Below are 25233 nucleotides of genomic sequence, written 5' to 3' on the forward strand. Positions count from 1 at the left end.
AGGATTGGCCAATTCGGCCTTGTGTTGAAAGGGATCACAATGGGCAAGACAGTCCGACTGACCGCAGCGCAAGCTTTGGTGCGCTATCTGGGCGCGCAGATGAACGAGGCCGGAGAGCCGTTCATCGCAGGGGTCTGGGCCATTTTCGGCCATGGCAACGTGGCCGGGCTGGGTGAGGCGTTGCACGCTGTCAAAGACAGCCTGCCGACCTATCGCGGTCATAATGAACAGACCATGGCGCATAGCGCGATTGCCTATGCCAAGCAGATGCGCCGCACGCGGACCATGGCGGTCACGTCCTCGATCGGGCCGGGCGCCACGAACATGGTAACGGCAGCAGCGCTGGCACATGTGAACCGCCTGCCGGTCCTGTTCCTGCCGGGTGACGTGTTCGCAACCCGCGGTCCCGACCCGGTGTTGCAGCAGATCGAAAGTTTCGGTGACGGTACGATTAGTGCCAATGACTGTTTCAAGCCCGTCAGCCGTTATTTCGACCGCATTTCCCGGCCCGAACACCTGCTGACTGCCTTGCCACGCGCCTTCCGTACTATGACCGACCCGGCCGATTGCGGACCGGTGACGCTGGCCTTCTGTCAGGACGTGCAGGCCGAGGCCTATGACTATCCCGAGAGCTTCTTTGAGCCGCGCGTCTGGTATCAACGCCGCATCCGTCCAGATGAGGGCGAGCTGGCCCGCGCAGTGGCTGCAATCAAGGCGGCCAAACGCCCGGTCATCGTCGCGGGGGGTGGGGTGCACTATTCGGGTGCAACCGACGCGCTTCAGAGTTTTGTGGAAACGCACAACATTCCGATCACTGAAACACAGGCTGGCAAATCCGCGTTGGCCTGGGATCATCCACTGAACCTCGGCCCCATTGGCGTGACCGGCGGCGAACCGGCCAACGATGTTTGCGCCGAGGCCGATCTGGTGCTGGGTGTCGGTACGCGCTTTCAGGATTTCACCACCGGTTCGTGGGGGCTCTTCTCAAACCCCGAGCGTGAGATGATCAGCCTGAATACCGCCGCTTATGACGCCGAGAAACACAGCGCTATGCCCTTGCAGTCCGACGCCCGCGTCGGGCTTGAGGAGTTGGGCATCGCCCTCCAAGGATACCGCGCCGATCCGGTGGCCAACACGCTGAAGGCTGATTGGTTCGGAAAGGTCGACACGCTGACAGACGCGCCCGGCGACGGCAACGCGCTGCCCACCGATATGCAGGTGGTAGGCGCGGTACAGCGCGCCTCGCATGTCGATACGATTGTGATGTGCGCCGCGGGCACCATGCCGGGTGAACTGCACAAGCTGTGGAAGGCGCCGCGCCCCGGGGCCTACCACATGGAATACGGCTTTAGCTGTATGGGGTATGAGATCGCGGGTGCCATGGGCATCAAAATGGCCCAGCCGGAGCGTGACGTGATCTGCTTTACCGGCGACGGCACCTATATGATGGCGAACTCGGAAATGGCCTCAGCGGCGATGATGGGAATTTCCTTCACCGTCGTGATCACAGACAACCGAGGCTTTGGCTGCATCAACCGGCTGCAAATGGGCACCGGCGGGGCTGAGTTCAACAACCTGCTGGATCACACCGTTCACGAAACCGCGTCGAATATCGACTTTGCCGCCCATGCGGCGGCGATGGGGGCAACCTCGGTCAAGGTCAGCTCGATTGCCGAGCTTGAGGATGCGTTGGCCAAGCGCGGCGACATCAAAGGCCCGTACGTGGTGGTAATCGACACTGACCCTTACCCGTCCACCGAATACGGCGGCACGTGGTGGGAGGTCGCCGTGCCCGAGGTCAGCATCCGCCCCGAAGTGAACGAAAAACGCGCGGCCTATGAAGTCGCACTCAAGGAAAGAAACACCAAATGAGCGTGAAAATCGGGATCTCTCCGATCGCATGGCAAAATGACGACCTGCCGGATCTGACGGCCGCCTACACCATGGAGCAGGCGCTGAAAGAGGCGCGCGAGATTGGCTATACAGGCGTCGAGCGCGGCCAGCGGATGCCCAGCGATACCGAAGGGCTGCGCGCCTATCTGGAAGGCAACAATATCGCGCTCTGTGGCGGTTGGTGCTCGGGCAATACGCTGGTGAATGACTTTGCGACCGAGCGTGAGGCTGTCCGCGAGCAGGTCGAGCAGTTTGTGGCGTTGAACAGCCCCTGCATCGTCTATGCCGAGTGCTCCAACACCGTGCAGGGTCAGATCGGGACGCCGGTCAATGATCGCGCAAAGCTGTCCAAGGATGAGGTTCTGGCCTATGCTGGCAAGCTGACCGAGCTTGCGAAATGGATGGCCGATCAGGGTATGCCGATGGCCTATCACCACCACATGGGCACGATCATCGAAAGCGAAGATGATGTGAACTGGCTGATGGAGGGGTCTGGACCCGAGGTGCAGTTGTGTTTCGACACCGGCCACCTGTTGTTCGGTGGTGGCGATGTGATGGCGACCCTGAACCGCTGGGGCGACCGGGTGCATCACGTGCATTTCAAGGATATCCGCCCGCCCATCGTGCAGGATACGCGCGAAAACAATCGCAGCTTTCTGGATGCGGTGATTGCCGGGGCCTTTACCGTGCCCAGCGATGGCTGCATCGATTTTCAGTCGGTCGCCAAGGCCCTCAAGGCGATGGATTACGAGGGCTGGATTGTGGTCGAGGCTGAACAGGACCCGGCCAAGGCGCCGCCCTATGAGTATTCCAAGATGGGCTACGATCACATCGTCGATGTCTGCGGACAAGCAGGATTGGAGATTGCGGCTTAGCCTATCGCCCGAAGGCGCAACACCAAAACCATGAGAAAGGAGTATGTCATGGTGCATCAAGACCTTGGATATGTCGGCTATTTCGACCGGGAATCCTGTGATCTGGATGAATTCAAGGTGTTGACCTCTCAGAACCTTTCGGTCGATGCGGTGCCCCATGCCGTGTCGGTTGAAAAGAATGTTCCGATCTATGACATGCAAGCTCTGCGCTCGGTGCTTGAGCACGCGGACAAGCGTCAGGCCTTGCTGGCGGAATGGGGCTGGGTTTTGAGCAAGTCCGCTGGGGTGATTGCCCTGAAAGGGGCCTATTCGGATGTTTCAGTGATCGACCGAGCCACCGAAGTGTTCCGGCAGATCATTGATGAGGAACGTCAAGGCGGGGCAGGTGAAGGTGATCACTTTGCCGCCTCGGGTGCGAATGACCGGGTTTGGAATGCACTGCAAAAGCAGTGCTTGCGTGATCCCGAAGGCTTTGCCCTGTATTTCGGGAACACCGCGATTGCAGCTGCTTGCGAAGCATGGCTTGGACCCAACTATCAGATGACCGCGCAGGTCAATCAGGTTCGTCCGGGGGGGAAAGCGCAGCTGGCGCATAGGGATTACCATCTTGGCTTCCAAAGCGCCGACAGCGCCGCCCGATATCCCGCCCATGCCCATCACCTGACCGCTGCCTTGACCTTGCAGGGGGCTGTTGCCCATTGCGACATGCCGGTGGAAAGTGGGCCGACCAAGTTGCTGCCGTTCTCGCAGCTCTACCCGTCGGGTTATCTGGCATTCCACGACCCCGCTCATCAGGGCCATTTCGAAGACGCTTACATTCAATTGCCGCTGTCAAAAGGTGACGCAGTGTTCTTCAATCCCGCACTGTTCCACGCCGCCGGCGAAAACCGCAGCGCCGACATCGACCGGATGGCGAACCTGCTGCAAATCTCGTCGGCCTTTGGGCGCGCTATGGAAGCGGTGGATCGCCGTGCCATGTCGCAGAGCGTGCTCCCCCACCTGATTGCGCTGCAACAACGTTGCGAGCTGACCCAGTCAGAACTGGATGCGGCGATTGCAGCCACGGCCGAGGGTTATCCTTTTCCAACCAATCTCGATACTGACCCTCCGGTCGGGGGCAACGCACCGAAAAGCCAGGCGAATATCCTGCGCCTGGCGGTTTCGGAAGGCTGGACCGGGGCACGACTTGCTGATGCGCTCTCGGCGCTACAGGCAAGGCAAGCTGCTTGAACAAACAAAGGGGTGCGCCACTGGCCCACCTATCAAGGAGACGACACCATGGCAGACTTGCTGAAGAAACCGTTCGGAACGCGCGGCAAGGTCCACGACATCACCCCGGCCAGCGCCGGGTGGCGCTATGTCGGCTTCGGTCTTTATCACCTGCGCGCGGGCGACAAAGCCGCCGAGGCCACCGGTAACCGCGAGGTTATTCTGGTCATGGTCGAAGGCAAGGCGCAGATCACCGGGGCCGGGCAGGATTGGGGTGTTCTGGGTGACCGGATGAACGTGTTTGAAAAGACGCCGCCGCATTGCCTGTACCTGTCGGACGGAACTGAGTGGGAAGCCTTTGCCGAAACTGACTGCGTCATCGCCGTCTGCTCGGCCCCCGGCAAGGGCGGGCATCGGGCCCGGCGTATCGGCCCGGATGGCATCACGCTGACCGAGCGCGGTAAGGGCGTGAATACCCGCTACATCAACAATATCGCGATGGAGGCCGAAGACTATGCCGACAGCCTGCTGGTGACTGAGGTGTTCACGCCGAACGGCCACTGGTCGTCGTACCCCAGCCATCGCCATGACGAGGACGACTATCCCCGGATCACCTATCTGGAGGAAACCTATTACCACCGCCTTAACCCGGCCAACGGCTTCGGCATTCAGCGGGTCTATACCGATGACGGCCAGCTGGATGAGACGATGGCCGTATCCGATGGCGATGTTGTGACCGTTCCGCGAGGACATCACCCTTGCGGCGCGCCCTATGGGTTTGAGATGTACTATCTGAACGTCATGGCCGGGCCTCTGCGGAAATGGCGCTTTGTAGCGGCCCCCGAGGTCGAGTGGATCATGGAGCGTGACGGATGACCCGAGACTTTGCCACCTATCCCAGCCTGAATGGCCAGACCGTCTTCATCACCGGCGGGGCGGGGGGTATCGGGGCGGAAACGGTCCGCGCTTTTGCAGCCCAAGGCGCCAAAATCGGGATTCTGGACATCAATGCCGATGCGGGACACGCGCTGCTGTCGGATCTGGATGGCGAACACGCTTTTGCCCAATGCGATTTGCGCGATATAGAAGCGCTGCGCGAGGCCTTGGACCAATTGTCGGAGGAACTGGGCGCGCCATACGTTCTGGTCAACAACGCCGCCCATGATGACCGGCACGACTGGCGCGAGGTGACGCCTGAGTATTGGGATGAGCGCATGGCGACCAATATCCGCCATATGTTCTTTGCCATCCAATCCGTCGCGCCAGCGATGATCGAGCGGGGCGGTGGCTCTATCGTCAACATCGGTTCAAACTCGTGGTGGGAAGCCGGCGCAGGATTCCCCGCCTATGCCACCGCCAAATCGGCCGTCCATGGCCTGACCCGGACGATGGCGCGCGAGTTGGGCGATCACCGTATCCGCGTGAACACCGTAGTGCCCGGCTGGATCATGACAGAACGTCAGAAGGACCTCTGGGTCACGCCTGAGGCGCTGGCCAAACAGGTCGACCGCCAATGCTTGCCCGATCCGATTGATCCGGTCTATGTGGCGCGGATGGTGGTGTTTCTGGCCTCGGATGATGCCGCCATGTGCAGCGCGGGGAATTTCATGGTCGAAGGTGGTTCGATCTGATCGTCCCAAATTCTGAGGTCTAGCATGTCCCAACCATTCCAACTGGCAGCCTGTGCCGAAATGCTATGGCTGGATAAACCAATCGATTGGCGTGCGGCACGCCTGACGGAAATGGGGTTCGGTGTAGGTCTTTGGAATTGGCCTGACTGGGATCTCGAAAAACTTGAACGCGTCGGCGCGAACTTCACGATCATGAACGGCTATCTCGAAGGTCGTCTTGCGGATGAAGAAGGCGCAGATATGTTGCTGAATTCTGCGCGCGAAACAGTGCAGATTGGCAAACGTTTGGGTGTGGATCGTTTGAACTTGCACGGAACGGGGTTAGGCGAAGGTGGAATACCTATCTGGCGGCACGATGCCGTGACCGGAGAGATGTGGTTGAAGGCGCAGGAGACTCTTCACCGCATCTGCGATCTGGCAGAAGAAGAGAGTGTGGTGTTTACGTTGGAAAACCTGAACCTATTTGATCACCCCGGATGTCCTTTCGGTTCAACAGCGGATGTGCTGGCACTGGTCTCAACAATTGATCGCCCTCAGTTGTGCATGAACCTTGACCTCTACCACACGCAAATCGGCGAGGGTGATCTTATCCGATGGTGCGAGAAGTGCTTGCCCTGGATCGGAGAAGTTCAAGTTGCCGATAACCCGGGCCGATGTGAACCCGGGAGCGGTGAAGTCAGTTTTGCCGCCGTAGCGCGGGCGTTAAACGATATGGGCTATCGTGGACCTGTCGGGTTGGAGGCCTTTGCAGCAGGCAGTCCGGAAGAAGCGCTCGAAGCTTTCCGGACCGCTTTTTCTGTTTGACGGTCTATCTTTGCGGCGGAGCGCCAAAAGCACGGATGACCACGCGCGCGGCGGCTTCGACCGGGTCGTGGGTCTCTTTCAGGATGGTGACACGGTCAAATCTTTCGGGGTCGCGGTTCACTGCCTCGCGCAGTGCGGCGCCAAAGGCCATGCGTAGCTCGGTTCCGATGTTGAACTTGCAGATTGAGGTCTCGCGGGCGAGGCGCTTGCGTTGTTCAATCGGCACGCCTGATCCGCCGTGGATCACCAATGGCACCTCGGTCATGGCGTCGATCTGGCGAATGCGGTCTTCGTCCAGCCCGCCCTCCTTGTTCTGCTGCAGATGGACGTTGCCGACCGAGATGGCCATCGCGTCCACGCCGCTTTCCCGTGCGAACTGTGCGGCCTCGGCCGGGTCGGTACCGTTCGAACCCTCGCCACCGGAATAGCCGACAAAACCGATCTCGCCTTCGCAGGAAATCCCTGCCGCGTGGGCCATCTCGGCAATTGCGGCGGTTTCGTCTATGTTCTGCTGCAGCGGCTTGCGTGAGCCGTCGAACATCAACGAGGTGAAACCGCTGTCTAGCGCGATTTTACATTCCTCAAGAGTATAGCCGTGGTCCAGATGAGCGACCACGGGGATCGAGGCATTCTCGGCCAGATGACGGAACATCTTGCCCAGAACGGGCAGCGGAGTGTGCTCGCGGCAGCTGGGGCCGGCCTGCAGGATCACAGGGGCGTTTTCGGCCTCGGCCGCGGTCACATAGGCGCGCATGTCTTCCCAGCCCAAAGTGACAAGGCCGCCCACGGCATAGCCTTGGTCATACGCGGGAGACAGGACGTCTTTCAGCGTGACAAGGGTCATTTGAATTTCGCGATCATGTCTTTGATGCCTGGGATCGTTTCGATTTGATAGGCGTGTGTTGGCTGGAAATACTGCACCAGCGAGCGCTGGCTGAGGCCGCCGAGGATGGTGAAATAGTACATTTCGTATCCCGGCAGAACGCAGCAGGGATGGTAGCCTTTGTCGATGCAGATCGTTGAGCCATCGACGATGTGATAGGCGTCACCCGGCTCATTGTCTTCGCGCTGCAGCATTTGCAGTCCGGACCCCCAGTTGGGTTTAAAGCGGAAATTATAGGTCTCGTCGTGGCGGGTCTCATCAGGCAGACGGTCGGTGTCGTGCTTGTGGCTGGGGAAGCCGGACCAGCCACCCTGACCAACAGTGAACAGCTCGCTCACCAGCAGGCGTCCGACCTTGTCGTGCTGTTTCTGGCCGAGGATATGTTTGATTTTGCGATGAGTTTTGGTGTCGTCGCTGCCGTACTGTACCAGATCATGCTCACGTACGTCGAAAGGATCGAGCACCTTGTCGTACTTGGCGCCCGCGATGAACACCTCGGCCTCGTCCGAGACGCAAACCATCTGCGCTTTGGCGCCGACCGGGACGTAAACACCTTCGGGTTCGCCATCCCAGACATCTTCGCCTCGATTGCCCAGCGCGGTGAAGTGCACGCCCTCGACCTCGACATCCACACTGCCAGTTGCAGGGGCGATGCAGGTCTCATAGCCCGGCACCTGATATTCGAACGCTTCACCGCGGCGCAGTTTGACGATGTTGAAATAGTTCAGCGGCACTGTCGGGTCGTCTGCATCGACGATGGGTTTGTTCTGATTGTCATAGGGCGCGATATGCATGGGGTACTCCTATGTGGTAGGGCCGGGATGATTGGCAAGGAACGTGTCCAATTGTTGCGTCGTCGGCATCGCCTGGGCACAACCGGGTTGGGACACCACGATTGAGGCACAGGCTGATCCGCGCATGACCGCGTCTTTCAGCGCATGCCCCGCCGCGATTGACGCCAGCAGACCGGCCATGAAACTGTCCCCTGCGCCGTTTGGTTTGACGGCGGTGACAGGGTAGATGCCGGTGCGGATTTCCTGACCGTCCACTAGCGTCACCGCGCCCTGTTCACCCATCTTGTATACAACGATCCGGCCGGGCTTTTCTGCCAGCTCTTTGGCTTTTGCGAACCCTTTTTCGATGCCACCGGCCATAAAGCCGAACTCCTCGTCATTGCCGACAATCAGGTCACTGGCTTCCCCGGCGCGCGACAGGACGTCGGCGGCCACTTGGGGCGAGGGCCAGCTATAGGGACGGTAATCAATGTCGAAGATCACAGGCAGTCCGGCTGCGCGGGCGTTGTCGAACGCGCGGAAAGTGGCGCTGCGCGACGGTTCGGCCGCAAAGACAGTGCCCGCCGAGATCACGGCCGAAAAGGCGGAATAGTTGACCTTGTCCATGTCCTCTTCGGTGACCTGAAAATCAACAGCCCCGTTGCGATAGATGACGTTCTGGAAATTCTTGATCCGGCTTTCATAGACGGCCAGCGACATGCGGTATTCCCCGCCCACAACGCGGATATTGGACGTATCGACGCCATAGTGGTGCAGGCGATTCAGGCAGAATCGCCCAATGGCATCGTCTGAGACCGAGGTGACCAGTGACGCCTGACTGCCCAGTTTGACCAGACCCGCACAAATATTGGCCGACGATCCACCCAGATCCGCGTGAAACGTATCGGCATCTTCGCTTTTAACGCCAATGGGATCGGCGAACATGTCCATCCCTGCGCGCCCGAACACGGCGAACCGGTTTCCTTTGATACCCGCTATCAAAGCGCTCACGTCATATTCCTCCGGCAAGCTGGGGTCGGCAAAGTTTGGACCTTGCGTTGAATCGATTCACACGATACTCATTTTGCAACCGGTTGCAAATAATATGTTCGGAGCCGTGAAAGATGCCTGAAATCGGAATTGGAATCGTAGGTGGCGGCTATATGGGCAAGGCCCATTCGGTCGCCATGTCGGCCGTGGGTGCAGTGTTCAACACGGCTTTGCGCCCGCGTCTTGAGATGATATGCGCCTCAAGCTCTGAAAGCGCAGAACGGTATCGGGCGGCCTACGGATTCCACCGCGCGACCGAGGATTGGCGGGTGCTGGTCAACGATCCGGCGGTCGAGGCCATTGTCATTGCCTCACCCCAACACACTCACCGTCAGATAGCCGAAGCTGCCTTTGCCCTGGGCAAGCCAGTGCTGTGCGAAAAACCACTGGGCGCGTCGATGACGGACGGTGCGGCGATGGTCGCGGCGGCCGAGGCGGCTGGTGTCGCCAATATGGTTGGCTTCAACTATGCCCGCACCCCAGCCACGCAATACGCACGGAACCTGATCGCCGAGGGGGAATTGGGCGACATCACATGGTTCCGGGGCGAACATACCGAAGATTTCTATGCCGACCCCGAGGCCCCCGCCACGTGGCGTACAACCGGAATGGCCAACGGTACGATGGGCGACCTGGCACCGCATATGATCAACGGCGCTCTGGCACTGATGGGGCCGATTGCCGAGGTCATGGCCGAGGTCGAAACCGTGCACCACACCCGCCCCGGCGGTAAAGTGGACAATGATGACCAGGCGCAGATCATGTGCCGGTTCGAAAATGGCGCGATGGGCAACATCCATGTCAGCCGCGTCGCAACGGGCCGCAAGATGGGCTACGCGTACGAAATTTCAGGCACCAAAGGCGCGCTACGGTTTGATCAGGAAGACCAGAACGCCCTTTGGTTCTATCGCCACGAGGGCCCTGAGGCGCAGCGAGGTTTTACCAAAATTCTGACCGGCCCGGCGCATCCGGATTACGAACCCTTCTGTCAGGGTCCGGGCCATGGCACCGGATATCAGGACCAGATAATCATCGAGGCCAAGGATTTCCTGCAAGCCATCCATACCGGAAAACCACTCTGGCCAACTTTCCATGACGGGCACGAGGTCAACCGTGTCGTCGCCGCGGCGCTGGCATCGTCCCGGCAACGGCGATGGCAAAACATCCGCGATTTCTGATCGCAAACGGCAAAACACCTAAGAGAGACAAAAACCATGGCAAAGCTGAAATGGGGCATGATTGGCGGTGGCGAAGGCAGTCAGATCGGGCCTGCACACCGTCTGGGGGCCCAGGCGGACGGGATGTTCGAGTTCGCAGCCGGGGCGCTGGATCACCGCCCCGACGTGGGCCGGGAATACGCGCAGCGGCTGGGCGTTGCTGCCGACCGCGCCTATGGCAATTGGCAAGAGATGCTGGCCGGTGAAAAAGACCGTGCTGACCGCATTGATCTGGTAACGATCGCCACGCCGAACTCCACCCATTTCGAGATCGCCAAAGCGTTTCTTGAGGCCGGATTCAACGTGCTCTGCGAAAAGCCGATGACCATGACCGTCGATGAGGGCGAAGAGATTGTTCGCGTCGCTGAAGCCTCGGGCAAAATCTGCGCGGTGAACTATTGCTACTCTGCCTATCCGATGGTGCGGCAGGCACGAGCGATGGTGCGGGCGGGTGATATCGGTAAGGTGCGGCTGGTCGTCACCAATTTCAGCCACGGCCACCACGGCGACGCCACCGACGCCGACAACCCGCGCGTGCGCTGGCGTTATGATCCGGCGATGGCGGGGGTTTCGGGCCAGTTCGCCGATTGCGGTATTCACGCGCTGCACATGGCCAGCTTCATCTGTGATGATGAGGTCAAAACCCTGTCCGCCGATATGGCCTCGACCATTTCCAGCCGCGAGCTGGAGGACGACGCCATGATCAACTTCCGGATGGAGGGTGGCACTGTGGGCCGTCTTTGGACTTCATCCGTGGCGATCGGGCGGCAGCACGGGTTCGACATTCAGGTGTTTGGCGAAACCGGTGGTCTGCGGTGGGCCTCGGAGCAACCCAACCAGTTGATCTACACCCCCGTTGGTGGACGCACTCAGATCATCGAAAAGGGCGAAGGCGGCCTGCATGATGAGGTGCAGCGTCTGTCCCGCGTGGCCATCGCACATCCCGAAGGGTTTCCGCTGGCCGTCGCGAATATCTATTGTGATTTGGCCGACGCAATCCGAGGTGAGGCCCGTGACGGCCTGCCCGGAGCGTCCGACGGCGTTCGCTCGATTGCCGCGGTACACGCGGCCGTTGCGTCGGGTAAAGAAGACGGCGCATGGAAAGACGCGCGCCCGCCGATGTTCCGTTGATCAGGGGCGGGGCCGCAGCGTGCCCCGCTCGATCACCCGACATGGGAAAATCCGCGCCTCGGGGTAACGTTTGGGGTCTTTCAGCATTTCCTCGACCAGATCGACGGACGAGGTGATGATCTGTTTGATCGGCTGATGAATCGTGGTCAGGTTGATGTTCTCCCACCGCGACATTTCCATGTCGTTCAAGCCTATGATGCCGATATCCGTCCCCGGTTTCAGCCCGTGGTCGCGCAGGGCCGACAGCGCGCCGATTGACAGAATATCGTCCCCGCAGAAATAACCTTCGGCTGGGGTGTTTGCCAGCAGACGCAGCATCTCATCGCGTCCGGCGTCAAACGAATAAGCTCCTGCGAAGGAGTGCGAAACCTTAAGGTCGGGGTGCCTTTCGACCTCTTCCATGAAGCCGCGATACCGGTCCATGGCCGAGGTCGCATCCTGCGGACCGCCCAGATACCCCACGCGCCTGTAACCGCGAGCCAAAAGTTCACGCGCTGCCATCCGCCCGCATTCCACGTTGTCGATTCCCACCACATGCACCTCGGGGGATGTGGCGGATCGGCCGAAGGTATGAACCACCGGTACGCCTGCGTCATGAAACGCCTTGGCAAAGCTGGGCGGCAGAGTTGAAGAGGCGACGATGGCGGCATCCACCGAGTATTGCCGCAACATCCGCACCGAATTGGCTGGCTCGGTTTCGTCCGTCAGGTTGACGATCAGCGGTCGCAGCCCGCGTTCCTGCAGGGCTCGGGTGAACTGGTCGAACACCTCAAGGAAAATAGGATTGTGGAAGTTGTTCGAAATCAAACCGATCAGCTTGGTCCGCCCGGTGGTTAGAGACGAGGCTAACGCGTTGGGGCTATAGCCCAGCTCTTTCGCCGCTTTTTCAACCTTGCTGCGGGTCTTTGCAGATACCGATGCGCCCTCGGTAAAGGTGCGCGAAACGGCCGAGCGGGATACGCCTGCCAAAGCGGCGACGTCTTTCAGGGTGACACTCATGACTGACGCCCGTGGATCGGGGGAAGGCTGACAAGCGATTTCATGGCAAAATACTACGCGCCAACCACTGAAACTTGCAATCGGTTGCAAAGATCAGAGGCAAATTACGCCGGGTCCGTGACATTTGCGCGATTGGAAGGGGATGGTGGGTGATGAGAGACTCGAACTCCCGACATCTTCGGTGTAAACGAAGCGCTCTACCAACTGAGCTAATCACCCGTGACGGTGCATGTAGCCAAGCCTGCGGGCGGGCGCAAGAGGGTCTGGCACAATTTCTTTGATGTAACGCAGTTTCAGGAGGATTTCGTTGGTTTTCCACAGGCTGAAGCCGTGGTCCAAGGGAAAGGCGCTTGCGTGTCATAGGCGCGCTCAGATATCTCCGAAGGGACTGCAACCTTCCAGACGGGAGAATACATGATCCTGTCCCTTGCCCGCCGATGTGTAATCGCGGCCTTGGTGTTGGGCACTTTGACTCTGGCTCCGATCCGGGCCGGAGCAGGAGAGGTTTTGGTTTTCGCCGCCGCCAGCCTGAAAAACGCGCTGGATGAAATTGCGTCGGATTTCGAACAGCAAACGGGACATGAGGTGACGGTATCTTATGCTGCCTCGTCCGTGCTGGCCCGGCAAATTCAACTTGGAGCGCCTGCAGATCTGTTCATTTCGGCAAATGTGGACTGGATGGATGTTCTGCAGGATCAGGAACTGATTGATGCGGGCTCGCGGGTGGACTTGCTGGGCAACGGTTTGGTTCTGATCGGGAATACGGATCAGGATCAGATCGGCCGTATGCAGCCGGATGTTGATCTGTCTGCAAGGCTGGGGAACGGGCATCTGGCGATGGCGCTGGTCGATGCGGTGCCAGCTGGGATTTATGGAAAGGCGGCGCTGCAGAATCTGGGGTTGTGGGAGGATGTTCAGACCCGGATCGCACAAACTGACAATGTTCGCGCGGCGCTTGCGCTGGTTGCGGCGGGCGCCGCGCCGCTGGGGATTGTCTACCAATCGGATGCGCAGGTCGAAGACCGAGTTCAGGTGGTGGCCTCGTTTCCCCCCAATCTGCACACGCCGATCATCTATCCGGCAGCGATAACCCCGTCCGGCACAGTCGAAGCACAGGCGTTTTTGGAGTATCTGCAATCGGACACGGCCTGGGAAGTCTTTACAGAACAGGGCTTTGCCCTGCCGAGGCGCTGACGAATGGGATGGTTGGGCCCGGCAGAGCTTGAGGCGCTCAGATTGTCGTTACGCGTATCCTTCTGGGCGACGCTGGTGACCTTGCCGTTTGGCATCTTCGTGGCTTACGCATTGGCCCGCTGGCGGTTTCCCGGTCGTCAGCTGTTGAACGGGCTGGTGCACCTGCCATTGATTCTGCCGCCGGTGGTAACCGGGTATCTGCTGTTGCTAACCTTTGGCATCCAGGGTCCGATGGGTAAGTTTCTGGCCGAGTTTGGCATCGTCGTGGCTTTTCGTTGGACAGGTGCGGCGCTGGCGGCGGGGATCATGGCCTTTCCGCTGATGGTGCGTGCCATCCGCCTATCGATCGAAGCAGTGGACCCCAAGTTGGAGCAGGCCGGGGCGACGCTGGGCGCATCACGGCCCTTTGTGTTTGCCACAGTCACCCTTCCGATGATCCTGCCCGGTGTGATCGCCGGCGCCATCCTTGCCTTCGCCAAAGCGATGGGAGAGTTCGGGGCCACGATCACTTTTGTCTCGAACATCCCCGGCCAGACCCAGACCCTGCCATCCGCCGTTTATGCCTTTCTGCAGGTGCCGGGGGGTGAAGGCGCGGCTACACGGTTAGTGATTGTTTCGATCATCATCGCCATGGGGGCGCTGTTGCTGTCGGAATATGTCGGCCGTCGCGCCGCCGCGAGGGTATCTGGGTCATGAGCCTTTCTGTCCACCTGCAGCATGATCTGCCCGACCTGACGCTGGACCTCAGCTTTGATGCGCCGTCAGGCGTAACGGTCCTGTTCGGGCGATCGGGGTCTGGGAAAACCACTGTGGTCAATGCCGTGGCAGGCTTGTTACGCCCCAAAGCGGGGCGGGTGGCCGTTGATGGATGGGAATTGTTCGACACCGAAAAGAACCTCTGGCTACCGCCGCATCGAAGGCGTTTGGGCTATATCTTTCAGGAAGGTCGCTTGTTTCCGCATCTGACCGTGCGGCAGAATCTGTCTTATGGCCGGTGGTTTGCGCCCAAACGTGCCCGTCGCGAGGACCCGGACAAAGTGATCGAGATGCTGGGTATTGGCCATTTGCTGGACCGCCGCCCCGCTGGCTTGTCGGGCGGCGAAAAGCAGCGTGTTGCCATTGGCCGCGCCCTGCTGGCCAGCCCGCGCCTGATCCTGGCCGATGAACCGCTGGCCGCGTTGGACGATGCCCGCAAGGCAGAGATCCTACCCTATTTCGAGCGTCTGCGGGATGAGGTCTCGGTGCCGATTCTCTATGTCACCCATTCCGCCGCCGAGGTCGCGCGGCTGGCGACGTCGGTTGTTGCCCTGCAGGACGGCAAAGCCGTGCGGCACGGCCCGGCCTCTGAAGTGATGGCCGACCCTTCGGTCGCCCCGGCGGGCGTGCGCGCTGTGGGTGCGGTATTGAAGGTGAGGGTTCGCGATCATCACGCCGATGGTCTGACCGAACTGGACGCTGGTGGCGCCCGCCTGTTCCTGCCGCGTATCCCGCATCAGATCGGGGAAGAGTTGCGCATCCGCATTCCCGCCCAAGAGGTGATCTTGTCAAACAAACGGCCCGAGGGGCTGTCGGCCCTGAACATGTTGGAAGGGGCGGTCGACACGATCCGCGCGGGTGAAGGGCCGGGGGCCATCGTTTCAGTCCAGACCCCGGCGGGACCTGTGCTGGCCCGAGTTACCCGCCGCTCGGTCGAGGCGCTGGGGCTGGAGCCGGGCAAGCATTGCTATGCGGTGATCAAGACCGTTGCTCTGGCGCCGCAGGACGTCGGTGGACGACTGGGTGCCCGCTGAGCCCGGGCTTTACTCAAAGGCTGCGCCCCCTATGATTTAGGGGAGTGTTCGAATGTGTTTCGCGCCAAGGATTTGTTGCCATGCGGTTTCTCAAAGTTTCATGCATAGTTGCTCTGCTTTTGCTTCCAACGCTGGCGCAAGCGGTCGGTGTTGGCTTTGGCTTCAGGCCCGGATATCGCGCAACGGTCACGCAGTTGGACAATGGTAATTATCAGGTGGTCACACACGGCTCATCTGCGGCAATCGCCTATTGGTGCGGCATCGGGGATTTTGCCATCCGTACCCTTGGGGTGCCGACATCTCAGCGCATTTACGTTGCCAAAGCCTATGACAAGCAGACAAGGGCTGTGCAGTTTTCGTTTACAGCGCCCGAGGGTGGCAACACCTCGAAAAGCTATTCAATCACGGTCAGCCGCGTCGGTGAGAACATGTCAGCATCCGGCGCACAGAGCCACTGCTTTGACAACATCATGGATTTCGACTTCTGAGCGAAATCAGATCCATTTCGCCATCGGTGGCAGGCTCATCAGAACCGCATCCGGGTCGTGCCCGGTTTCCAGCCCGAACTTAGTGCCCCGGTCGTAAACCAGGTTGTATTCCGCATAAAGGCCGCGATGCACCAATTGGGTGTTCTTGTCGTTGTCACCAAAGCCCTGAACGCGGCGCTTTTCTACTAGTGGCAAGAAAGCAGGCAAGAAAGCCCGGCCAATATCTTGCGTCAGTGCGAAATCCGCCGACCAGTCACCGGTGCAGTAGTCATCCATAAAGATACCGCCCACGCCACGGGCGCGTTTGCGGTGGGGGATATAGAAATACTCGTCAGCCCATTCCTTGAGGCGCGGATAGTGCCCCGGCCCGTGCGGGTCCAGATGCATCTTTTGCGTGGCGTGAAAATGCGCGGTGTCGTCGTCGTACTCGATGCAGGGGTTCAGGTCTGATCCGCCGCCGAACCACCACGCGTGCGGGGTCCAGAACATGCGGGTGTTCATATGCACCGCAGGGACATGCGGGTTTTGCATATGCGCAACCAGCGAAATGCCCGAGGCCCAGAACCTTGGGTCATCGGCCATCCCGGGGATACCCTTGCGGGCGGCCATCGCTTGCTGCGCGCGGGCACCAAGTGTGCCGTAAACGGTCGAGATATTAACGCCGACCTTTTCAAACACACGGCCACCGCGCATCACTGACATCAACCCGCCGCCCGCGTCCGAGCCGTCCTCGGACTGGCGCGTGGTTTCCTTGACCTCGAATCGACCGGCCGGGGCATCCGACAACGGCCCTGTGTCGTGACTGTCTTCCAGCGCTTCGAACGCGGTGACGATCTGGTCGCGCAGTTCACGGAACCAGGCGGAGGCGGTGGATTTCTCGGTATCGAACATAGGGATCAGTGGGCCGGGGCTGCGACGGGGTCCAGCAGGGTGCGGCCGCCATCGATAGTCAGGATTTGCCCGGTGATGAACCCGGCGGCGTCTGAGGCCAGATATTGTGCCGTCTCGGTCAGTTCCGAGGGTGCGGCAATCCGGGCCAACGGGGTGTGCTTTTCAATGTCGTCGCGGAAATCGCGGTTCTCTTTCAGGGTGGATTGCAGCGAGGCGCTCATCACCGATCCCAGCGCGATCGAGTTCACGCGGATACGGTTCGGGGCCAGCGCCACCGCCAGCGAGCGGGTCATCTGGTCCAGCGCGGCGGTCGAGACGGAATAGGCCATTAGATCTGGGTGCGTGCGCCGTGCAGCAATCGATGAAAGGTTGATGATCGACCCGGCCGGGTTTTCGTCTTCGTCACCGGCCTGTTTGATCATCCGTTTGGCCACCAGTTGGCTCAGCCGCAGGGCGGGCATCAGGTTCTGGTTTAGAAGGGTCTTGACCGAGTCATCTTCGGTATCCAGCGGATCTGACTGAATTACCTGCCGCGAACCGTTGATCAGAATGTCCACCTGATCGAAAGCGTCGATGGTAGCTGACAGCAGGTTGGCAATCGTCAGCTTCTCTCGCAGGTCACCGGCAAAGAAACGGATATTGCTGTCATCGGCCTGTTCGCCCAATTCCTCGGCCAGCCGTTTCTCGTCCATATCCGCAAACATCACGTTGGCACCCGCATCGGCAAAGTGACGCCCGATGGCCAGACCAACACCATTGGCACCGCCAGTAACGATTGCGGTTTTGCCAGCTATGGAAAAGGACATGCGTTATCTCCTGAGTTGCGGCGCAGGTTAGCCGGGATCACCGCCGAGGGCGAGAGGCGTGAAAGACCTTGAACCGATTGTCGCCGGTCACTTCTTCGATATGGGCAAAAGCGTCGGTCAGAGCGGCCTCGTAGGGCAGGTGGCGGTTGGCCACCATCCACAGAGAACCACTGCGGGTCAGGTTCTTGGCAGCCGATCGGATGAATCCCTGTCCCAGTTCCGGCTCGGCACTGCGACCAGTGTGGAAGGGCGGGTTCATCACCACCGTGTCGATAGGCTCAGATGCGCGCCACGTCACCGCATCAGCCCAGTGAAACTGAGCGCGGGGGTCGGTCACATTTGCACGGGCGCAGGCCAAGGCGATGTGGTCGGCCTCGACCAGATGCAGGGTTTTCATGCCTGAAGCCTTTAGCATCTCAGCGGACAAGAACCCCCATCCCGCACCAAGGTCGGCGACACAGGCACCCAGCTTGGTGGGCAATGCCGCCAGCAACAACGCCGAAGCCGGATCGATGCCATCTGCCGAGAATACCCCCGGCGCGGTTTGATAACCATCGGCGGTTTGATGATCAGGCGCGGCCCAATCCGCAAACGCCTGGCGATCTGACTGGAACCAGAAAATCTTGCCATGCGCCTTCGAGATTGGCCCTTCAACCGCAACGCGCTTGCGGATGTCCTTCAACAAGCTGTCGACACCATCGGTTTTGGCCCCATCGACGACAACCACTCCGCTGGCGCGGGTGCAGGCCTGATGCACCATTGCACGCGCCAGCGCCTTGGCGCGGGGCAGAACCACGATTGCGTCCTGACTGGGATCATCCGCCTCGGGCACGACTGAGAACCCCTGATTGGCGAAGTGATCGTGAAACGGTTTGAACGGCTGCACCACCTGCGTTTCGCGCGGCAAGGTCGACAGGTCGCTGGCCGATGTCGGCGCAAGCACCGTCAGCGGTTGCGACAGCGAAAGGCCGCTTTGCAGGGCGAGATCAAGACGAGGGGACACGAGCGGTTTCGAAAGAGCAGCGCAGGCTTACTCTTCCCGCTCCATTGTGCATTGCAGGGGATGCTGATGCCGGCGGGCGAAATCCATGACCTGCCCCACTTTGGTCTCGGCGATCTCGTGGCTGAACACACCCACGACCGCGACGCCTTTTTTGTGGACGGTCAACATGATCTCAAATGCTTGCGCATGGGTCATGCCGAAGAAGCGTTCCAGCACGTGCACCACGAATTCCATCGGGGTGTAGTCGTCATTCAGCAGCAGAACCTTGTACAGCGGCGGGCGCTTGGTCTTTGGGCGCGTCTGAACCAGAACTGACGAATCCGCATCATCGTCGTCCTCCGGTTTGTCAGACATGATCCATTGGTGTTCAAGCATCGCGTTCTACTGTCCGATTCAGGCTTCGGTTTATCTGTGCGCTTATATAACGTCGTATTGGCCAGAGAAAAGAGCCAGCAGGACGTATTCGACATGGGTCAAAACCTTACCACAATCGGCTTCGATGCGGATGATACTTTGTGGCACAACGAGCGTTTTTTTCAGCTGACACAGGCTTACTTCACCGATTTGCTGGCAGATCATGCCGAAAAAGATCACCTGCTGGAACGCCTATTGGCCGCCGAAAAGCGCAACATTCGGCACTACGGGTACGGAATCAAAGGCTTCACTCTATCGATGATCGAAACCGCGATTGAGGTGACCGAAGACCGGGTTCCGGCCTCGGTCATCCGCCAGTTGATCGAAGCCGGCCAGGAAATGTTGGCTCATCCGATCGAGCTGCTGCCCCATGCGCGAGAGGCGATCGAGAGCGTGGTGGCGACTCATAAGGTGGTGTTGATCACCAAGGGGGATCTGATCGATCAGGAACGGAAACTGGCACAGTCCGGATTGGGTGAACTGTTCGACGGCGTCGAGATCGTGTCCGAGAAGACGCCGCAGACTTACTTGCAGATTTTCGACCAGTATGAGGGCGGGCCTGCCTCGGCGATGATGGTCGGAAATTCAATGCGTTCGGATGTGGTGGCCCCGATTCAGGCGGGGTGCTGGGGTGTTTATGTGCCCCATGGGCTGGTCTGGGAGGTCGAACAGGCCGAAACGCCTGCGGAAAACCCGCGATACCGCGAGTTGCAGGATCTGGGCCAACTGTCGGACCTTGTTCAGCGGCTTGGCTGATGTTGCCGAATGGTCTCAGTTTCGAAAAATCGGCGTGGCGCGTCGGCAATTTCTGGTCACATTCGAGGATGTTGTGGGGCGGGCAGCCTGATTGGCCACATGTTGTAGGCTGCTCGAAGGGCAACCAAGCAGTGATTTGATGAGCTTTTGGTTTATTTTATTGGGTCCCTGTGCTAGCCTTGACGATAATAAAATAATTACAAGCTGACCGGGAAAATCCGGCGGCCCGAGGTAGACAGAGGCAAAGATCGTGCAGGTTCGGCGGACAGTTCCGGCCCGAATGGGCTTATTTCTTATAGCATTCTTGTGGCTGCTCTCCTTTGCGCCGTTGCAAGGGGTGGCCGCGCCTTACGCGGCAATGGTGATCGACGCGCGCACCGGTGAAGTGCTGCATTCGCGCAATGCAGACACAAGGCTGCATCCCGCGTCGCTGACCAAGATGATGACTCTTTACATCGCGTTCGAAGCGGTACGAAACGGTGAGATCGAATTGGATACTCCGGTTCGCATTACCCGGGCTGCGGCAGCCGAGCCGCCCTCGAAGCTGGGGCTGCGCACGGGGCAAACCATTGCCTTCCGTTATCTGATCCGCGCGGCTGCGGTGAAGTCGGCCAACGACGCTGCCACCGCCATCGGTATTGCGATCAGCGGATCCGAGGCCGCTTTTGCCCGCCGCATGACACGGACGGCCAAGGCCATGGGCATGAGCCGCACCACGTTCAAGAACGCGCATGGCCTGACAGAATCGGGCCACCTGTCCACCGCACGGGACATGACGACGCTGGGGCGTCATTTGCTGTATGATTACCCGCAATATTACAACCTGTTCTCGCGCCAATCGACACATGCGGGGATCAAGACGGTTCCGAATACGAACCGTCGTCTGCTGGCTGCCTATAAAGGCGCGGACGGGATCAAGACCGGCTACACGCGGGCTGCGGGCTTCAACCTTGTGGCCTCGGCCAAGCGCAAGGATGAACGGATAATCGCCACCGTGTTTGGTGGAAAGTCCGGCGCATCGCGCAATGCCAAAGTAGCCGAATTGCTGGATATGGGCTTCCGCCGTGCACCATCACGGGCGCCGATCCGCAAACCGGCCCGTCCGGCTTATGCCGGGAATGTCGGTTTGGGTGCGACAGTAGCCGCCCTGACCGGCGCGCCGAAAACCAGCTTGCGGCCGGTGCTGCGCCCCGGACCTGGTGCCGCCGTACAAGTGGCTGGTACCGTTGCAGCGACCGCGGCCAAAAACGGCGCGCGCATTCAGGACGGCATCGCGGCGGCCATTGCGGCGGCGGATGTCCAGACACCGACCGACGACTCCACGCGGCCAGCCGCACGTCCGGAGAACCTAGTACTGGCGTCGACAGACCCGAACGTACAACCAGAGCCCGAACAGGAAATCGTCACTCGGCTGTCCACGTCCGGCGGGCATCTGTGGGGCGTCAATGTGGGCCGCTATACCACCCGATATGAGGCGGAGAAGGTTTTGCTGAAAACCGCCCTGTCGGAAATGACCACTCTGGAAGGAACCTTGCGCAAGGTGAACCAAAGCTCGCGCGGGTTCGAGGCAACGTTCCAGGGCATGACCCGCGAACAGGCTGATCTGGCTTGTCGCCGGCTTCAGGCCCGGAACGTCACATGTTTTATGATCGGGCCGTCATAAGATCCGACATATTCTCTCCTAGATGGGTCTGGCTGCGAGGAAACTCGCAGCCTCTTTTTTTGTCAGACCAACTTAGTCGAACACGTGACCGTGCTGGTATTGTTCGTCCTGTCCTGCTGCGGCCGTCAGGGCGGCCACATTGTCCTTGGTGAAGAAGCCATCATAATGGTGGCAGCGTTCGATGTACTCTGTGATCAGCAATGTGTTCTTCGAGTGTTTCGAGAAGATCTGTTTCAGGTTCGGGTCGTCTTTGCACTCGCCCACGACATGCGCCAGGAACGGCACGCCTTTATCCTTCAGCGTATTGACCACGAAATCGACGTTCTTTTCCCCGGCGCCATGGTCGCCATCCTGAATCTCAACCGCCATGTGATGCAGGCGGCGACCGAAGTTGCGGACAAAGTCTTCGGTCGGCATCGGCAATTGTTCGAAGGAATTGACGAAGGAGGGAGTGTTGTTCGCGGTAAAGACCTTGGCGGGTGACTTCTTGTCATCATCCACGTTGGCGTTCCGGTTCACATTGGTCGACGAGTTCATGTCGAAGATGTTGTATGCGCCCCAGAAGTAATAAGGCACCATGGTCAGGAACTCGAGGATCGCGTCCTCACGCTCACCGGCAAGAATGCGGGTGGCGAGGTGGTCGATGCCCAGCATCAGGGGCGAGATCTTGCTGTCTGCCCCAAAGGCCGCGGCCTGATCCAACTGCGCCTGTTCCGCATCGCTCAGCAGCACACGGTCGCCCAGCCCTAGACTATCGGTGTCGTTGAAATCGAGTGTGGAGTACCCAACCCTATTGCAGGTGAAGTCCGATGGGGTAGTAAAGCAGAACCCATTTTGCGTGTAGAACGGGTTCTCGGTATCGCCTCCATACTCAAAGCGGATGTTCTGGGCTTCGAGTGTTTTGGTAAGGGTCTTCAGGTCGGTTGCGCCATAAATCTCTCCGACATAGCGGGTCTGCGGCGTGTTACGCGCCAGCGGGTACATCCGGTTGATGCGTGGGATGAAGTCCTCAAAGCTGGGGTTCAGCGGCGCCATCACGATCATGGCAGGGTAGTCGGTATGCGAATGCAGGACTGAGAACTTATGCGTCTGCCCCATATAGGTCGCCGTGTGGCGATACGGGGTCATCACATAAAGCTCGATCAGCGTATCGAACAGCGCGGTGGTTTCCACCTGCAGAACGATCGCCCGCATTGGCCCAACCTGATCGGCCACACCCGAACTGGTACGCCGTTCGTAGATCATCGGAAGATACTCGTTGAAGAAGTCCGAGTTCTTCTTGTCCCCGCGGGGTTGGTAAGACATCAAATCGAAAGACATTGATAAACCTCCTTGCGCATACCGGTGGCAGTCGGGCGCGGCCTTGCTTGGATTTCCAGTAATCAGAACATGCACTTGCGGTCATGCTAGGGTCAGAATTCCAAGCGGGCAACAGTAAGAAGGTGGGGCGGTGATCTTACGTCGGGATGGTTATCGAGTGAATTTTGTCACTTCGACCCCGCCTGCGATAAGGTTCTCGCGCACCGATCGGGCGATTTGCACCGCGGTGGGCCCGTCGCCGTGCAGGCAAATCGTATCGATCGAGGTCTCCAACCGTTTACCGGATTCGGTGATGATGGCGCCCTCTCTAACCATGTTTAGGATACGCGGCCCCGCAAGGTCCGGGTCATGGATGACTGCGCCCGGTAGGCTACGATCAACCAGCGTGCCGTCGTCATTATAGGCCCGGTCGGCAAAAATCTCGCCAACCCATTTGCAGCCCAACTCGCGCACGGCCTCTTCCTGTTTGGTGACAGCCAGCACCATAATGATAATGTCCTGGTCCACGTCCAACGCACCCTGATAACAGGCCCGCGCCATGTCGATATCGACCGAGCACATATTGGCTAGCGCCCCGTGCAGTTTCAGGTGTCGCACTTCGGTCCCGACAGCCTTGGCCATGCCCATTGCAGCGCCCAGTTGAAAGCGCACCAGGTTGCGCAGACTGCCACGGGGCACTTTCATATTGCGGCGACCAAATCCCTGAAGATCGGGAAAGCCGGGATGCGCGCCGATGCCCACCCCATTGTCAGCCGCCTGCGTCATCGTCTTTGCCATCACGTCCGGGTCGCCCGCGTGAAAGCCGCAGGCGATATTGGCCGAGGTGATGATCTTCAGCAGGCTTTCATCATCGCCCATCTTCCAGGGGCCAAAGCTTTCCCCCATATCGGCATTCAGATCGACGCTGGGCATCGGCAAAACTCCTTACTCAGTGGCAGAGATCATTCCGCCGATCAATTGGTAGGACAACAGGTCCGGGATGTCATGTGGATCACGTACCAGCGGTCCGACTCGTGCCCGCAGCCGAGATAGCTCGGCCAGATAGGCTGCGTGCAAGGCGACGGCCTCTTCCATCGTAACGAACTCGAATTGTATCTGACCACCCGCGGGTGTCTGCGCCGCGCGGGGCAGGTCACAGGGCAGGACGGTTGCAATGCGGGGGTAGCCACCGGTGGTCTGGCATTCGGGCAGAAGGATAAAGGGATTGCCTGTGCCGGTCATCTGGATGTCGCCGGGCGTGATCACCTCGGACAGAATGTTCAGCTGGCCTTTGGCGGCGAAACCCTCGCCATCGCTGTCCAACTGCATCCCCATTCGGTTGGCTCGCGCGCCGCGCCGGAACACCGTCTGGGCAAAGCGGTCCAGCGTGTCCTGATCGAACAACGGGGTTTGAAAGCTGGCAATCACGCGCAGGATGCCTCCGGTGAATCGCTCATCGGGTCGCAGCTTCATGCCAGCGCTGCCCGACTGTGGACCGGTCGGTAGCTTATCGCCCGCCTGCACAGAGCGTCCGACTTTTGCGGTCAGGTGGGTCGAGCGGGACTTAAGGAACTGCGGCGTATCGATCCCGCCTCCGACATGTAGATAGCCGTAGGTACCCTGCGTCACCGCCCCGATGGTCAGCTTCTGCCCGGCGTCAAGGTTATGAGAGGCATTCCAGACAACCGGGCTGCCATCGATAGTCGCCTGCATCGGCGCGCCGGTTAGGGCGATGGTGACCGTTTGAGTCGACTCAAACGTGCCGCCCATGCCAGCCATTTCCAATGCGGCGCAATCCGGGCTTTGTCCCAACAAGGCCGCGCCTTCATGCAAGGCCAACTGATCCGCTGCACCTGACCGCGACAGGCCTTGATTCAGGTATCCCGTGCGCCCTTGATCCTGAACTGTGCAAGCAGGTCCGATCTGATGCACCAACAGGCTCATGCCGGAATCTCCGTACAGGTCGCTCCGCCCGTGCCGTCATCGGCCGTGCGGATGGCTTCCAGTTCGTCCCGGCTGACCGGAAGGAATTGCATCTCGTCCCCGGGACGTAGCGCAAAGCTCTGATCGGCATCGGGGCGGAAACAGTGAAACGCGGTCTGACCCACGTGTCGCCACCCTGTCGGGGTCGGGCCCGAGAAGAGCACAAACTGTGAGATCGCCAGCACCAGCGCCCCCTCAGGCACCATGGGAGTCAGTTCCTTGAGGCGCGGAATATTGAACTCGGGTCCAAGCGGGCCGAGATAGGGCTGACCGGGCGCAAAGCCGATTGTCAACACGCGCACGCGGGTGGTGCTCAGGCGTTTGATGGCTTCGGCAGGTGACAGTCCCGCTGCGGCGGCGGCCTCATCCAATTGCGGCGCAAGCGCGCCGCCATAGACAGTCGGCACCTGCCACATCCGGCGTCCGGCAGGCAGAGGGGCCTGGTACCAATCCTGCTCCTGCAACATCTGCTCCAAACGTG

26 protein-coding genes and 1 tRNA gene (1 of these 27 running past the window's edge) are annotated in these 25233 nt (G+C 59.8%); 14 read left to right on the forward strand and 13 right to left on the reverse strand.

Translation table 11 applies throughout. From position 1 onward, the window contains the following. Window positions 1–39: 39 nt before the first annotated feature. From iolD to ACXAGD_RS01735, 6 genes are read left to right on the forward strand one after another with little or no spacing between them, the layout of a single operon-like run. The gene (gene iolD, locus ACXAGD_RS01710; RefSeq protein WP_475208115.1) at window positions 40–1872 is read left to right on the forward strand and encodes a 3D-(3,5/4)-trihydroxycyclohexane-1,2-dione acylhydrolase (decyclizing); all 1833 of its coding nucleotides are present in this window, start codon (window positions 40–42) and stop codon (window positions 1870–1872) included. Continuing rightward, the gene (iolE, locus tag ACXAGD_RS01715) at window positions 1869–2768 is read left to right on the forward strand and encodes a myo-inosose-2 dehydratase (protein WP_475208116.1); all 900 of its coding nucleotides are present in this window, start codon (window positions 1869–1871) and stop codon (window positions 2766–2768) included. The genes iolD and iolE overlap by 4 nt, the downstream gene beginning before the upstream one ends. A 48-nt stretch (window positions 2769–2816) precedes the next feature. After that, complete coding sequence (locus ACXAGD_RS01720) at window positions 2817–3998, forward strand: phytanoyl-CoA dioxygenase family protein (RefSeq protein ID WP_475208118.1); 1182 nt, start codon at window positions 2817–2819, stop codon at window positions 3996–3998. A gap of 48 nt (window positions 3999–4046) precedes the next feature. After that, window positions 4047–4853: a 5-deoxy-glucuronate isomerase gene (gene iolB / locus ACXAGD_RS01725; RefSeq protein WP_475208119.1), complete on the forward strand. Its 807-nt coding sequence runs from the start codon at window positions 4047–4049 to the stop codon at window positions 4851–4853. Then, window positions 4850–5608, forward strand: a complete 759-nt coding sequence (locus tag ACXAGD_RS01730) for an SDR family NAD(P)-dependent oxidoreductase (protein WP_475208120.1) — start codon at window positions 4850–4852, stop codon at window positions 5606–5608. Before iolB ends, ACXAGD_RS01730 begins: the two co-directional genes overlap by 4 nt. A gap of 24 nt (window positions 5609–5632) precedes the next feature. Next, complete coding sequence (locus ACXAGD_RS01735) at window positions 5633–6412, forward strand: TIM barrel protein (protein ID WP_475208121.1); 780 nt, start codon at window positions 5633–5635, stop codon at window positions 6410–6412. A 4-nt stretch (window positions 6413–6416) separates the two neighbouring features. Here ACXAGD_RS01735 and ACXAGD_RS01740 read toward each other — a convergent pair whose 3' ends face one another. Genes ACXAGD_RS01740 through iolC form a run of 3 tightly spaced genes read right to left on the reverse strand, consistent with a single transcriptional unit; the run spans window position 6417 to window position 9079 of the window. Further along, the gene (locus ACXAGD_RS01740) at window positions 6417–7256 is read right to left on the reverse strand and encodes a class II fructose-bisphosphate aldolase (protein WP_475208122.1); all 840 of its coding nucleotides are present in this window, start codon (window positions 7254–7256) and stop codon (window positions 6417–6419) included. After that, window positions 7253–8089: a 5-deoxy-glucuronate isomerase gene (locus tag ACXAGD_RS01745; RefSeq protein WP_475208123.1), complete on the reverse strand. Its 837-nt coding sequence runs from the start codon at window positions 8087–8089 to the stop codon at window positions 7253–7255. The genes ACXAGD_RS01740 and ACXAGD_RS01745 overlap by 4 nt, the downstream gene beginning before the upstream one ends. Window positions 8090–8098: 9 nt before the next feature. Then, window positions 8099–9079, reverse strand: a complete 981-nt coding sequence (gene iolC, locus ACXAGD_RS01750; RefSeq protein WP_475208124.1) for a 5-dehydro-2-deoxygluconokinase — start codon at window positions 9077–9079, stop codon at window positions 8099–8101. A gap of 113 nt (window positions 9080–9192) precedes the next feature. Between iolC and ACXAGD_RS01755 the strand changes: the two genes are divergently transcribed. Both ACXAGD_RS01755 and ACXAGD_RS01760 read left to right on the forward strand, forming a co-directional pair. After that, complete coding sequence (locus tag ACXAGD_RS01755; RefSeq protein WP_475208125.1) at window positions 9193–10296, forward strand: Gfo/Idh/MocA family protein; 1104 nt, start codon at window positions 9193–9195, stop codon at window positions 10294–10296. 36 nt (window positions 10297–10332) lie between these two features. Beyond that, window positions 10333–11466, forward strand: a complete 1134-nt coding sequence (locus ACXAGD_RS01760) for a Gfo/Idh/MocA family protein (protein WP_475208126.1) — start codon at window positions 10333–10335, stop codon at window positions 11464–11466. Here ACXAGD_RS01760 and ACXAGD_RS01765 read toward each other — a convergent pair whose 3' ends face one another. Next, the gene (locus ACXAGD_RS01765) at window positions 11467–12465 is read right to left on the reverse strand and encodes a LacI family DNA-binding transcriptional regulator (RefSeq protein WP_475208127.1); all 999 of its coding nucleotides are present in this window, start codon (window positions 12463–12465) and stop codon (window positions 11467–11469) included. 143 nt (window positions 12466–12608) lie between these two features. Continuing rightward, a tRNA-Val gene (locus ACXAGD_RS01770) sits at window positions 12609–12684 on the reverse strand. Between the two features lie 195 nt (window positions 12685–12879). On the opposite strand from ACXAGD_RS01770, the gene modA reads away from it, so the two are divergent. From modA to ACXAGD_RS01790, 4 genes are all read left to right on the forward strand, one after another. Further along, complete coding sequence (gene modA, locus ACXAGD_RS01775) at window positions 12880–13659, forward strand: molybdate ABC transporter substrate-binding protein (protein WP_475208128.1); 780 nt, start codon at window positions 12880–12882, stop codon at window positions 13657–13659. Window positions 13660–13662: 3 nt separating this feature from the next. Beyond that, window positions 13663–14355, forward strand: coding sequence for a molybdate ABC transporter permease subunit (gene modB, locus ACXAGD_RS01780; protein ID WP_475208129.1), 693 nt, complete (start codon window positions 13663–13665; stop codon window positions 14353–14355). Further along, window positions 14352–15449 carry a molybdenum ABC transporter ATP-binding protein gene (gene modC / locus ACXAGD_RS01785; protein WP_475208131.1) on the forward strand — a complete coding sequence of 366 codons (1098 nt, stop codon included), beginning with the start codon at window positions 14352–14354 and terminating at the stop codon, window positions 15447–15449. The genes modB and modC overlap by 4 nt, the downstream gene beginning before the upstream one ends. An 80-nt stretch (window positions 15450–15529) precedes the next feature. Further along, a complete protein-coding gene (locus ACXAGD_RS01790) occupies window positions 15530–15937 on the forward strand; it encodes a hypothetical protein (protein WP_475208132.1) in 408 nt (135 codons plus the stop codon). Between the two features lie 6 nt (window positions 15938–15943). Here the strand turns inward: ACXAGD_RS01790 and hemF are convergent, their stop codons facing one another. The 4 genes from hemF to clpS are packed head-to-tail and all read right to left on the reverse strand — an operon-like array spanning window position 15944 to window position 18991. After that, window positions 15944–16828 (reverse strand): oxygen-dependent coproporphyrinogen oxidase, encoded by an 885-nt coding sequence (gene hemF, locus ACXAGD_RS01795; protein ID WP_475208133.1) that lies wholly within the window; start codon window positions 16826–16828, stop codon window positions 15944–15946. A gap of 5 nt (window positions 16829–16833) precedes the next feature. Further along, entirely contained in the window at window positions 16834–17634 is an 801-nt protein-coding gene (locus tag ACXAGD_RS01800) for an SDR family NAD(P)-dependent oxidoreductase (RefSeq protein ID WP_475208134.1), read from the reverse strand. A gap of 37 nt (window positions 17635–17671) precedes the next feature. After that, the gene (locus tag ACXAGD_RS01805) at window positions 17672–18637 is read right to left on the reverse strand and encodes a class I SAM-dependent methyltransferase (protein WP_475208135.1); all 966 of its coding nucleotides are present in this window, start codon (window positions 18635–18637) and stop codon (window positions 17672–17674) included. Window positions 18638–18664: 27 nt separating this feature from the next. Next, complete coding sequence (gene clpS, locus ACXAGD_RS01810) at window positions 18665–18991, reverse strand: ATP-dependent Clp protease adapter ClpS (RefSeq protein ID WP_475208137.1); 327 nt, start codon at window positions 18989–18991, stop codon at window positions 18665–18667. Window positions 18992–19105: 114 nt separating this feature from the next. Here clpS and ACXAGD_RS01815 point away from each other — a divergent pair, with 114 nt between their 5' ends. Then, the gene (locus ACXAGD_RS01815; RefSeq protein WP_475208138.1) at window positions 19106–19807 is read left to right on the forward strand and encodes an HAD family hydrolase; all 702 of its coding nucleotides are present in this window, start codon (window positions 19106–19108) and stop codon (window positions 19805–19807) included. Between the two features lie 280 nt (window positions 19808–20087). Next, complete coding sequence (locus ACXAGD_RS01820) at window positions 20088–21470, forward strand: D-alanyl-D-alanine carboxypeptidase family protein (RefSeq protein WP_475208140.1); 1383 nt, start codon at window positions 20088–20090, stop codon at window positions 21468–21470. Between the two features lie 72 nt (window positions 21471–21542). Here ACXAGD_RS01820 and ACXAGD_RS01825 read toward each other — a convergent pair whose 3' ends face one another. The 4 genes from ACXAGD_RS01825 to ACXAGD_RS01840 form a co-directional block, all read right to left on the reverse strand. Continuing rightward, window positions 21543–22790, reverse strand: coding sequence for a hypothetical protein (locus ACXAGD_RS01825; RefSeq protein ID WP_475208141.1), 1248 nt, complete (start codon window positions 22788–22790; stop codon window positions 21543–21545). 150 nt (window positions 22791–22940) lie between these two features. After that, the gene (locus tag ACXAGD_RS01830) at window positions 22941–23702 is read right to left on the reverse strand and encodes a LamB/YcsF family protein (protein WP_475208142.1); all 762 of its coding nucleotides are present in this window, start codon (window positions 23700–23702) and stop codon (window positions 22941–22943) included. Window positions 23703–23714: 12 nt separating this feature from the next. Next, complete coding sequence (locus ACXAGD_RS01835; protein ID WP_475208143.1) at window positions 23715–24713, reverse strand: 5-oxoprolinase subunit C family protein; 999 nt, start codon at window positions 24711–24713, stop codon at window positions 23715–23717. Next, on the reverse strand, window positions 24710–25233 hold the 3' portion of the coding sequence (locus tag ACXAGD_RS01840; RefSeq protein ID WP_475208144.1) for a 5-oxoprolinase subunit B family protein. 229 nt of this gene lie beyond the right edge of the window; the window shows 524 of its 753 coding nt (coding positions 230–753); the start codon falls outside the window, past its right edge; it ends in the stop codon at window positions 24710–24712. Before ACXAGD_RS01840 ends, ACXAGD_RS01835 begins: the two co-directional genes overlap by 4 nt.

Source organism: Ruegeria sp. ABF4_144 (genome assembly GCF_056160045.1).

Excerpts from the sequence above, each read along its gene's own strand:
- iolD (WP_475208115.1), top strand. The coding sequence starts at position 40 with ATGGGCAAGACAGTCCGACTGACCGCAGCGCAAGCTTTGGTGCGCTAT.
- iolE (WP_475208116.1), top strand. The coding sequence starts at position 1,869 with ATGAGCGTGAAAATCGGGATCTCTCCGATCGCATGGCAAAATGACGAC.
- ACXAGD_RS01720 (WP_475208118.1), top strand. The coding sequence starts at position 2,817 with ATGGTGCATCAAGACCTTGGATATGTCGGCTATTTCGACCGGGAATCC.
- iolB (WP_475208119.1), top strand. The coding sequence starts at position 4,047 with ATGGCAGACTTGCTGAAGAAACCGTTCGGAACGCGCGGCAAGGTCCAC.
- ACXAGD_RS01730 (WP_475208120.1), top strand. The coding sequence starts at position 4,850 with ATGACCCGAGACTTTGCCACCTATCCCAGCCTGAATGGCCAGACCGTC.
- ACXAGD_RS01735 (WP_475208121.1), top strand. The coding sequence starts at position 5,633 with ATGTCCCAACCATTCCAACTGGCAGCCTGTGCCGAAATGCTATGGCTG.
- ACXAGD_RS01740 (WP_475208122.1), bottom strand. The coding sequence starts at position 7,256 with ATGACCCTTGTCACGCTGAAAGACGTCCTGTCTCCCGCGTATGACCAA.
- ACXAGD_RS01745 (WP_475208123.1), bottom strand. The coding sequence starts at position 8,089 with ATGCATATCGCGCCCTATGACAATCAGAACAAACCCATCGTCGATGCA.
- ACXAGD_RS01755 (WP_475208125.1), top strand. The coding sequence starts at position 9,193 with ATGCCTGAAATCGGAATTGGAATCGTAGGTGGCGGCTATATGGGCAAG.
- ACXAGD_RS01760 (WP_475208126.1), top strand. The coding sequence starts at position 10,333 with ATGGCAAAGCTGAAATGGGGCATGATTGGCGGTGGCGAAGGCAGTCAG.
- ACXAGD_RS01765 (WP_475208127.1), bottom strand. The coding sequence starts at position 12,465 with ATGAGTGTCACCCTGAAAGACGTCGCCGCTTTGGCAGGCGTATCCCGC.
- modA (WP_475208128.1), top strand. The coding sequence starts at position 12,880 with ATGATCCTGTCCCTTGCCCGCCGATGTGTAATCGCGGCCTTGGTGTTG.
- modB (WP_475208129.1), top strand. The coding sequence starts at position 13,663 with ATGGGATGGTTGGGCCCGGCAGAGCTTGAGGCGCTCAGATTGTCGTTA.
- modC (WP_475208131.1), top strand. The coding sequence starts at position 14,352 with ATGAGCCTTTCTGTCCACCTGCAGCATGATCTGCCCGACCTGACGCTG.
- ACXAGD_RS01790 (WP_475208132.1), top strand. The coding sequence starts at position 15,530 with ATGCGGTTTCTCAAAGTTTCATGCATAGTTGCTCTGCTTTTGCTTCCA.
- hemF (WP_475208133.1), bottom strand. The coding sequence starts at position 16,828 with ATGTTCGATACCGAGAAATCCACCGCCTCCGCCTGGTTCCGTGAACTG.
- ACXAGD_RS01800 (WP_475208134.1), bottom strand. The coding sequence starts at position 17,634 with ATGTCCTTTTCCATAGCTGGCAAAACCGCAATCGTTACTGGCGGTGCC.
- clpS (WP_475208137.1), bottom strand. The coding sequence starts at position 18,991 with ATGTCTGACAAACCGGAGGACGACGATGATGCGGATTCGTCAGTTCTG.
- ACXAGD_RS01815 (WP_475208138.1), top strand. The coding sequence starts at position 19,106 with ATGGGTCAAAACCTTACCACAATCGGCTTCGATGCGGATGATACTTTG.
- ACXAGD_RS01820 (WP_475208140.1), top strand. The coding sequence starts at position 20,088 with ATGGGCTTATTTCTTATAGCATTCTTGTGGCTGCTCTCCTTTGCGCCG.
- ACXAGD_RS01825 (WP_475208141.1), bottom strand. The coding sequence starts at position 22,790 with ATGTCTTTCGATTTGATGTCTTACCAACCCCGCGGGGACAAGAAGAAC.
- ACXAGD_RS01830 (WP_475208142.1), bottom strand. The coding sequence starts at position 23,702 with ATGCCCAGCGTCGATCTGAATGCCGATATGGGGGAAAGCTTTGGCCCC.
- ACXAGD_RS01835 (WP_475208143.1), bottom strand. The coding sequence starts at position 24,713 with ATGAGCCTGTTGGTGCATCAGATCGGACCTGCTTGCACAGTTCAGGAT.